Here is an 8,812-nt window from a genome sequence, read left to right as displayed (position 1 = left end):
CAAGAACGTATCCTTAAGAGCGATGCCCCGATCAGTGGAGGTGCATTATACGGAGCTTAAGAGGTAGGTCAACGAGTTATTTCAAAACGACTGAAAACCATTTTCTCCTTCATTGAAAAGATCAAATTTAAAAGGTCGCTCAAAGCGTTCCTTCAATTGTTCAACCATTTCGGGACTGGCCTTAACGCCCGACCTTTCCAGATGAACCAATGAACGTCCTCTGGACTCCTTCTCACCAATTAACTGCTGAATACGCCTTTCCAAAAATACCTTTCTTGATACATTTTCTTCTGAGAGTTCTTTTCTTTCCTTCAACAGCCACAACTCTCTTTGCGCTGCTGCCAACTCCTCTGGTTCATCTTCCTCCCCAAGATCCAGTTGTCGACAGATCAAATCATTAAGCTCTTTTGCCACTCCGATCCTGAAATCAACCAACTCATTGCCAGAAGACTTAGATGACAGCTCTTGAACAGCTGCCAGGTATTGCAGCAGTTTACTTTCCTGTCGTTGGCAAACTCCCCGGAGTTGTTGATTAACGCCATCCGGAATCACCATACTCCAGATATTCTTCTTCATGTAAGCCTTGATTCTTTCAAGGCTTATTTCTTCTACTTGCTCCCTGATGGTTGTGCACGAAGCTCTCATAAAATGGTCAATCTGCTCCGGCAAACGCTCAACAGCCCCATCCAGCATACAACTCACAAGATTATCTGCCTCTTCCTCTAATCGAGTACGACAACTTTTCAGTGTTGCAAAGCAGAGACTGATCTTACGAGGGTCCATATTTGCTGCGGTGTATTTCTCACTCTCGGACAATAGATCAAAATCCGGAAAAAACGTTTCCTGAACTATCAATAGGGGATTGGGCCTTATGAGACAGCCCGTGGCACTTTTGGATATAAGCGAGCTGATCAACTCCCCTTGATACACTCCTGCATCCATCATCCGTAACAGAGCCATCAGCTCAGCAAGAAAAGACTTTTTGTTACTTAAACGCTTCAGATCAGGGGCATCAAGAACCATTGAATCGATAGCTGACTTTGTATGCTCCATCAGATCCGTGACATCAAATGACTCCTTGCCCTGAAGCGTAGTTTTTAAAGCCAGAGTTTGTCTCAGGTCGTAGAGAGAATAAACAGCTCTGGCAACATCCTCAGTTTGAATGGCTAAGATCAGTGAATGCATTGACTTGACGGCCTGAGCTTCATTTTTTAATTGCAGCTCCTTTCTTCTGGCCTGACGAAGCTCTGGTTTTTCCTGAAAGTTACCAGACCTTGTTGTGAGAACAGGTGATTCAGACCGAACTAAAGCTTGATGAGCTGACTGCAGTTTGGGCTGGGCATCAAAGCTTTTTATCAGCCGAACGCGAATCAGTCTTCGCCCGAATCTTTTAAAACCTCTTCCAACAGCAATCAGCTTTTTGCCCAGATACTCAAAAAACTTTATTTCATAACCAAAAATCCTGAAAATCCTTGACTGGGCTATCTGTTTGGGAGTTTCAGAGGGTTGCCGACTGGGAGAAGGCGTTTCCGGGCGTTCTATCATTGCTTCATCCTGAATTGCAGAGTCTCTGTCTTATTCGAATGGCTTTATAGAGAAACTATAGATAAAAACACCGCCTATCCTCTATTAGTTCATCTACAGAACGAAAACACCCGCAACAGGGTGCGGGTGTTTATGGAACATCAAGCACCTGTCTAGCCAGACCAGGCCTCCATAGAACCTTTAACCTTTGTCATTGCATTCTTTTCCAGTTGTCTGATTCGCTCAGCTGAAACGCCATAGTGGTCTGCCAGTTCATGAAGAGTCGCCTTATCTTCATTGAGCCAGCGCTTCTGAAGGATATCGCGGCTGCGCTCATCCAATGTTGCCAGAGCATTTCTCAACAGGTTCACCGAAGACTCGGACCAATCTGAATCTTCTAAAAGGCGTGCCGGATCTGCTCGCTGGTCTTCCAGATAGTGAGCAGGTGCTGCGTAGCTGCCGTTGTCATCACTGTCATCGGCATAGCCATCAAAGGCGGTATCATGGCCGGCCATTCGACCTTCCATTTCACGAACCACTTTGGCCTCGACACCCAAGTCATTGGCTACGGCCTTAACTTCATCATTACTGAGCCAGGAGAGGTGTTTTTTGGAACTGCGAAGATTAAAAAACAGCTTGCGCTGTGCCTTGGTGGTAGCCACCTTCACAATACGCCAGTTTTTCAGGATAAACTCATGGATTTCAGCCTTCACCCAGTGCACTGCAAAAGAGACCAGACGAACACCCACCTCCGGATTGAAACGTTTTACGGCTTTCATCAAGCCCACATTCCCTTCCTGAATCAGGTCAGCCAGGGGAAGCCCATAGCCACTGTAGCTTCTGGCAATATGGACGACAAAACGCAGATGAGACATAACCAACTGACGGGCAGCTTCCAGATCGTTCTTGTAGTAGAGACGCTCCGCCAAAACCTTTTCCTGGTCAGCAGACAACACAGCAATAGCGCTGACCCCTGTTACGTAGGCATCAATATTTTGCCCCGGGACTAACATATCGACTGGTTGTATACTGGTTCCCATGAATAACTCCATTGTAAGTGCCGATTCAGCACTCTACTTAAATTCAAACTCCAAATGCCCATGGCGTATAGAAAAACAACAGACTGGCCTTCGATTAAATAATAACAAAAACCGGGCTTTACGACCCTAGCTACTTTACGCTCTTTTGCGATAAAAACGCTATAAAAACACGCTTAACCCGCCTACTCTTGCCAAACATACCCTCTAGGGCCGCTCTTCTATTGTTCGAACATGACGATAGCAGCTCAATGCTGCTCCTGCCACCCCCAGGAAAATACCCGAGGCCAATAATGAGAAGAACATTGAAAAGCCGGGCCCTTGAGGCGTATAGCTGCTGCCGTAGAGGGCGGCGAGTTCTAATACTTCTGACACCAAACCAGCCAGCACACCCAGAATAATCAGCAGGGCCAACAAAGCCCCTCCCAGCCCATACCACATCCCCATATAAAGAAATGGCAATGTAACAAAACCATCGGTTCCACCCACGAGCTTGATCACTTTGATTTCAGCCCTGCGACTCTCAACGCTGAGACGCACAGTGTTGCCTATCGTTAAAAGCACAATGATTCCAAGAAGCACTGATAGTATGAGAGTAAAACGCTCGAGCAATTGAGTCATAGACTCAAGTCGCTTAATCCATTCCTGATCCAGCAGTGCCTCCATAACTCCTTCTTTGACCCGATATTTTCTCAAAAGTTCATTGAGTTGTTCAGCACTGAGCCCATTCCGGGGTGTAAGCTCCAGAACACCCGGCAAAGGATTAAAGCCCAGGGCATCGATAACCCCTTTCATCCGGGCCCTTTCCTGAAAGTCACTCAACCCCTCATCTGGACTGATATAAAGAAACTGATCAATATCCGGATCGTCTCTGGCTTCAACCTTGAGGCGATTGACCTCGTCACGCTCCAGCTTGTTGTCGAGATAGAGAGAGATTCTGGGCTGACCTTCCCATTCATGCCCCAGTGACTGGAGATTATTGGACAGTAATACAAGAATCGCAGGCAGTGCAAAAGCTACCGCAATCATCAGACAATTCAGAAAAGAAGCAAAAGGCGTCTTAAAGATGCGCCGTAATGAGTCAACTGCTACCTGTCGGTGCAGGCTTTTCAAATAAGCCATTGAGAAGCCTGTTGCCTTCTTTCTGGCTGCCCCTCTTTCAGCTTCAGCGTCTTTAGCCGCTGTAGGCTCTGACCGTTTTTTTTGGCTACCGTCTTTGTTTCTGACACTTTTTCTTGGAAACACGCTTTAACGCACCTCCTGATCATTAACCAGATGCCCCTGATCCAGAGTCAAAATACGATGGCGCATGCGGGCTACCAGTGCCAGATCGTGACTGGCAACCAGGACAGTAACGCCTACCTGATTAAAGCTTTCAAACAGCTGCATGATTTCAGCGGACAAATTAGGGTCGAGATTGCCAGTGGGTTCGTCGGCCAGAATCAGAGGAGGCCGGTTAACAACCGCACGCGCCAACCCCACGCGCTGCTGTTGACCACCAGACAGCTGAGCTGGATTCATTTTCTCCTTATCCAGAAGCCCCACGATATCCAGTGCAGCACGAACCCTGCCGGCGCACTCATGGTGAGTGTTTCCGGCAATGATCAGAGGCAAGGCAACGTTATCAAACACAGATCGATCAAAGAGCAGCTGGTGATCCTGGAAAACCAGACCTATGTTTCTACGAAAATAAGGAATCTGGCCACGCTTTAGCTTGCTGGTATCGTGCCCTCCCACCCAGATACTGCCAGAGGTCGGTTGCTCCATCAGCATGATGAGTTTCAGCAGAGTACTCTTACCGGCTCCGGAATGGCCGGTAAGAAAAGCAATTTCACCCCGATGCAGGTGGAAGCTGGTCTGTTCCAACCCCACGTGCCCTCCGGGATAACGCTTGGTGACATTGTCAAAGCGTATCATTAAGAACTTCCCTGCTGCTCTATTTTCATTGTTTAAGGCTCAACCGGGTCGAAGAGAGCTTCTACAAACTCATCTGCAGAGAAAGGCCTCAAATCGTCTATTTGCTCACCCACCCCCAGGAAGCGAATTGGTAGTTGCATCTGTTTGGACAAGGCAAAAACAACCCCACCCTTTGCAGTACCGTCCAGCTTGGTAAGCGCCATACCCGTCAGGTTAACTGCTTCGTGGAATATCCTGGCCTGATTGAGGGCATTCTGCCCTGTGCCGGCATCCAGAACCAGAAGCACTTCGTGGGGAGCCGAATCATCCAGCTTACCCAGAACCCTCTTAACCTTGCGCAGCTCATCCATCAGGTTATCTTTGTTGTGCAGGCGACCGGCCGTGTCAGCAATCAAGACATCCGCTCCACGCGCCTTGGCTGCTTCAAAAGCGTCATAAAGCACAGATGCACTGTCAGCGCCGGTATGCTGAGCAATCACAGGGATATCATTCCTTTCGCCCCAGACCTGCAGCTGCTCCACAGCTGCAGCCCGGAAGGTATCACCTGCAGCCAGCATCACTTTGCGCCCTTCAGCCTGAAGCTTACGCGCTACCTTACCGATCGTTGTCGTTTTACCAACACCGTTAACACCCACAACGAGAATGACGTAAGGCGTTTTTTGCTCATCAACAATTAAAGGCTGGTCAGCAGGCTTGAGAATTTCCTTAAGTTCAACCTTCATGGCAGAGATCAACGCATCGGCATCGCCCAGCTCGCGGTATTTCACTTTTTTGGTCAGTTTCCCGATAATTTCTGTCGTGGCTTCAACGCCTACATCCGATATCAGAAGCTGTGTTTCCAGCTCTTCCAGCAGATCTTCGTCGATTTCTTTTTTACCAACAAAGATTTCCGCGACACCATCAACAAATACACTACGGGTCTTGCCAAGCCCGCGCTTCATGCGAGCAAAGAAGCCTTTCTTCTCTTCCTGAGGCTCGCCCCTCTCCGGGACAGAAGGAAGAGTAGCAACTGTTTCAGCTTTTGGCTCCTTGACCGCCTCTTCCGTTTTTTCCTCAACCTTCTCAGCCTGTATTTCTACAGGTTCAACAGAAACGGTTTCTTCTGCTGTTTCTGCAACTGCCCCTTCGACTTCTGTCTGGACAACTGTCTCCTGGTGGGCTGCTGTCGGCTCAGTTTTCGGACTCTCATCTATAACCGGGACGGGCTCGCTGTTTTTCTCTTCTTTGCGTCCCCAGGGCCAAAAACGTCGCTTCGCCGTTTTCTCATCACTTTTGCGAGAACCGAACATAAACTACTTCATCAGAATGGATTAAAAGGGTCACCGTATTAAAGCAGGTGGGTCTCAGGAGGCTGGTCGAAGCAGTTACAATGCCCGGACAGCCTTCCGGAATTGTGTATCCTATCTTACAGCTATTTACGAATGAAGCTTTTTAAGGTGAAAAATAGCATCAATGAGGTACGGGTATCTCTCGGGAAACCGCGGTTATCTCGTTTGGCAACTGATGTACAATCGCTGCTTTAAGGCCATCAACCGGAGTGATCAATGGCGCGAAGAGCAGCCATCAGGCAACGCCCAAATAAAGGTGGCGGAGAATTAAGAATCATTGGCGGACAATGGCGCAGTCGCAAGCTGCCTGTGGCAAACCTGCCGGGCTTGCGACCCACCTCGGACCGTGTGAGAGAAACCCTGTTTAACTGGTTGATGCCCTATGTTCCGGGTGCCAGGGTGCTGGACTGTTTCAGTGGGACAGGCGCCCTGGCCCTTGAGTCACTCTCCCGAGGCGCCAAAGAAGCCACCCTGCTTGAGGCAGCAGCAGAGGCTGCCTCGCTGCTTGGCAAAAACCTGACAACCCTTCAGGCAAAAAATGCCAGAGTCATTCGCACCGACAGCCTGAAATGGCTACAGCAAGCCGCAGACAAGGCTTTCGATCTCATCTTTCTGGACCCTCCATTCAGGCAGGAACTGCTGGAAGAAACTTGTCGCCTGCTTAATTCAAATGGATACATTCACAACGACAGTCTGATTTACATTGAGGTAGAAAAGGAACTATCGCCTCTTCCCGTACCTTCAAACTGGACAGTCACGAAAACCAAAACTGCAGGCCAGCTGAGTTATTACCTGTTGAGTGTTGAGTGAACACAAGTAATAAAAATGATGAGCAAAGTAAAGTCCCCCTGCATTCGCCAATGTGCACTCAATAAAGACCAGGTGTGTACCGGCTGTTTTCGGAGCCGGACAGAAATAGCCCGATGGAGCCGGGCCAGCCAGGAAGAGCAGAAAGAGATTGTATTGAATGCCAAGGTTCGCTGTAAGCAAAAAACGGCTGAATAATGGATACAAACCCTATCATTGGAAAACAACATCACTCACAGGTAGTGGACTTAACCTATCGTTCTAGGTACCCTTCACACCGCTGAGATTATTCTAACACTCTCTTTTCAGACGAGAACTCTAAGGAGTGGTCACATGAAACAACCCGTCCGTATCGCAGTCACAGGCGCAGCAGGTAACATCAGTTACTCTCTTCTTTTCAAAATTGCTGCTGGTGAAATGCTGGGCGCGGATCAGCCGGTGATTCTGCAACTGGTTGAGATTCCTCAGGCTATGGACAAGCTGCGTGGCGTGGCCATGGAACTCGAAGACTGCGCTTTCCCGCTGGTTCACGGCATCAGCCTGCACGACAACCCATTCGATGGATTCCGTGGTGTTCATTACGCCATGCTGGTAGGTGCGCGTCCTCGAAGCAAGGGCATGGAGCGTGCGGATCTGCTGGAAGCTAACGCAGTTATCTTCGCCGAGCAGGGTAAGGCTCTGAATGAAGTAGCAAACCGCGACGTTAAAGCACTGGTGGTGGGTAATCCGGCTAACACCAACTGCCTGATTCTTTCCCGCAATGCTCCGGATCTGGATCCTTCCCAATTCTGCGCAATGACCCGCCTGGACCACAACCGTGCCAAAGGTATCCTGGGCAACAAGCTGGGCGTTAATCCATCCGACATCGACGGTGTTTGCGTCTGGGGTAACCACTCTCCAACCATGTACCCTGACGTACATCATGCGACTGTTCTGGGTGAAGAGTCGGCAATCAGCAAAATCGATGAGCAATGGTACAAAGAAGATTTTACACCTCGCATTCAGAAACGTGGTGCTGAAATCATTGAATGGCGCGGCCTCTCTTCCGCCGCCTCTGCCGCACAAGCCGCTCTGGATCACGTGCGTGACTGGGCCCTGGGCAGCAACGGTGAAATCGTCAGCATGGGCATCATCTCTGACGGCAGCTACGGCGTAGCCAAAGGCATTTACTATTCCTTCCCATGTGTCTGCGAATTCGGCAGCTACCAGATCGTTCAGGGTCTGGAGATCAACGAATACGGTCAGAGCATGATGAAGAATACCGAAGAAGAACTGCTGAGCGAGAAAGCCGCTGTCGATCACCTGTTGCCAGCTGAAACCGCGCAGTCTCGTGAAAACCTGAGAAAATCTGACCGCACTGGCCAGACCGCTTTTGACAACGGTCTCGACAAGGCTGACGTCTACTATAAAGCCGATCGCATCTGCTGATTAGTCTTACCTGCAGGAGCTGATACACTCAGCTCCTTTTTATTTCCTCCGTAATCCCTTACCGACCCGGAATCCTCATAGGCACAAAATATTCTGCTTCCAATTCGGCAAAGGACTCCCTGGCCGCTTCACTGACATAAGGCCGATCCATAAGCAGAATCTGATAGAAAACTCTCCGGTGCAGTTTTTCTGGCAACAATTCATTTTCTTCCAGAAACGCTGAGGTCACCACCTCCTGCCAACTGCTGAGCACCATGAAGTTGTTCAACGCCAATGCTTCAATTTCATGCTCCGGCACCTCCATAAAGCCTGACAACACAAGTCCGGCAATAATCTTTTCCAGTGTCTCCAGAGAGAGCCTTGCAAACTGTTGATAGGCAGACCGAAGCTCTCTGCTCCTGCTCATAACCCCATGAACATCCCGATAGATAAAACGAAACTGCCACATACCGGCCAGGGCCAATTCCAGATACGTCCGCTTATCCTGAAAGGTCAGTGGACGATCTTTCGGAATAATCATGTTGTCAGCAATGTTGTCTATCAAACGTTGAAAAAGTGCGTGGATAATCTCATCTTTATTCCTGAAGTGGTAATAGAGATTTCCGGGAGAAATCCCCAGCTCTGCGGCAATATGGTTGGTCGTTACCGTCCTTTCACCCCGGTCATTAAAAAGCCCCAGAGCTTTGTCCAAAATACGATCACGAGTTTTAACTGCCATAAATACCCTTGAAATCCTGTCAGTAAATCGCTAAATTTAATTTTAGAGCAATT

General features: G+C 48.9%; 9 protein-coding genes. 3 read left to right on the top strand and 6 right to left on the bottom strand.

Going from position 1 to position 8,812, the window contains the following annotated elements:
• Window positions 1-81: 81 nt before the first annotated feature.
• The 5 genes from KDK17_RS10400 to ftsY all read right to left on the bottom strand — a co-directional run bounded on the left by KDK17_RS10400 (window position 82) and on the right by ftsY (window position 5,767).
• A complete protein-coding gene (locus tag KDK17_RS10400) occupies window positions 82-1,545 on the bottom strand; it encodes a hypothetical protein (protein WP_257281048.1) in 1,464 nt (487 codons plus the stop codon).
• 152 nt (window positions 1,546-1,697) lie between these two features.
• Entirely contained in the window at window positions 1,698-2,564 is an 867-nt protein-coding gene (gene rpoH / locus KDK17_RS10395) for an RNA polymerase sigma factor RpoH (protein ID WP_257281047.1), read from the bottom strand.
• A gap of 204 nt (window positions 2,565-2,768) precedes the next feature.
• A complete protein-coding gene (gene ftsX, locus KDK17_RS10390) occupies window positions 2,769-3,806 on the bottom strand; it encodes a permease-like cell division protein FtsX (RefSeq protein ID WP_257281046.1) in 1,038 nt (345 codons plus the stop codon).
• 3 nt (window positions 3,807-3,809) lie between these two features.
• Window positions 3,810-4,478 carry a cell division ATP-binding protein FtsE gene (ftsE, locus tag KDK17_RS10385; RefSeq protein ID WP_257281045.1) on the bottom strand — a complete coding sequence of 223 codons (669 nt, stop codon included), beginning with the start codon at window positions 4,476-4,478 and terminating at the stop codon, window positions 3,810-3,812.
• A 32-nt stretch (window positions 4,479-4,510) separates the two neighbouring features.
• Window positions 4,511-5,767: a signal recognition particle-docking protein FtsY gene (gene ftsY / locus KDK17_RS10380; protein ID WP_257288022.1), complete on the bottom strand. Its 1,257-nt coding sequence runs from the start codon at window positions 5,765-5,767 to the stop codon at window positions 4,511-4,513.
• Between the two features lie 255 nt (window positions 5,768-6,022).
• On the opposite strand from ftsY, the gene rsmD reads away from it, so the two are divergent.
• From rsmD to KDK17_RS10365, 3 genes are all read left to right on the top strand, one after another.
• Entirely contained in the window at window positions 6,023-6,616 is a 594-nt protein-coding gene (gene rsmD / locus KDK17_RS10375) for a 16S rRNA (guanine(966)-N(2))-methyltransferase RsmD (RefSeq protein ID WP_257288021.1), read from the top strand.
• A gap of 15 nt (window positions 6,617-6,631) precedes the next feature.
• Complete coding sequence (locus tag KDK17_RS10370; protein ID WP_257288020.1) at window positions 6,632-6,811, top strand: DUF1289 domain-containing protein; 180 nt, start codon at window positions 6,632-6,634, stop codon at window positions 6,809-6,811.
• 135 nt (window positions 6,812-6,946) lie between these two features.
• Complete coding sequence (locus KDK17_RS10365; protein WP_257281042.1) at window positions 6,947-8,041, top strand: malate dehydrogenase; 1,095 nt, start codon at window positions 6,947-6,949, stop codon at window positions 8,039-8,041.
• Window positions 8,042-8,099: 58 nt separating this feature from the next.
• Here KDK17_RS10365 and KDK17_RS10360 read toward each other — a convergent pair whose 3' ends face one another.
• Window positions 8,100-8,759 (bottom strand): TetR/AcrR family transcriptional regulator, encoded by a 660-nt coding sequence (locus KDK17_RS10360; protein WP_257281041.1) that lies wholly within the window; start codon window positions 8,757-8,759, stop codon window positions 8,100-8,102.
• Window positions 8,760-8,812: the final 53 nt, after the last annotated feature.

The organism is Endozoicomonas sp. SESOKO2 (genome assembly GCF_024606245.1).
Lineage (GTDB): Bacteria > Pseudomonadota > Gammaproteobacteria > Pseudomonadales > Endozoicomonadaceae > Endozoicomonas_A.
Note: the sequence above shows the minus strand (reverse complement) of the source record. Positions and strands in the feature narration are given on the sequence as shown.

What these genes read in the sequence shown, in the direction of transcription:
- KDK17_RS10400 (WP_257281048.1), bottom strand. Translation starts at nt 1,545, where the DNA reads ATGATAGAACGCCCGGAAACGCCTTCTCCCAGTCGGCAACCCTCTGAA.
- rpoH (WP_257281047.1), bottom strand. Translation starts at nt 2,564, where the DNA reads ATGGGAACCAGTATACAACCAGTCGATATGTTAGTCCCGGGGCAAAAT.
- ftsE (WP_257281045.1), bottom strand. Translation starts at nt 4,478, where the DNA reads ATGATACGCTTTGACAATGTCACCAAGCGTTATCCCGGAGGGCACGTG.
- ftsY (WP_257288022.1), bottom strand. Translation starts at nt 5,767, where the DNA reads ATGTTCGGTTCTCGCAAAAGTGATGAGAAAACGGCGAAGCGACGTTTT.
- rsmD (WP_257288021.1), top strand. Translation starts at nt 6,023, where the DNA reads ATGGCGCGAAGAGCAGCCATCAGGCAACGCCCAAATAAAGGTGGCGGA.
- KDK17_RS10370 (WP_257288020.1), top strand. Translation starts at nt 6,632, where the DNA reads ATGATGAGCAAAGTAAAGTCCCCCTGCATTCGCCAATGTGCACTCAAT.
- KDK17_RS10365 (WP_257281042.1), top strand. Translation starts at nt 6,947, where the DNA reads ATGAAACAACCCGTCCGTATCGCAGTCACAGGCGCAGCAGGTAACATC.
- KDK17_RS10360 (WP_257281041.1), bottom strand. Translation starts at nt 8,759, where the DNA reads ATGGCAGTTAAAACTCGTGATCGTATTTTGGACAAAGCTCTGGGGCTT.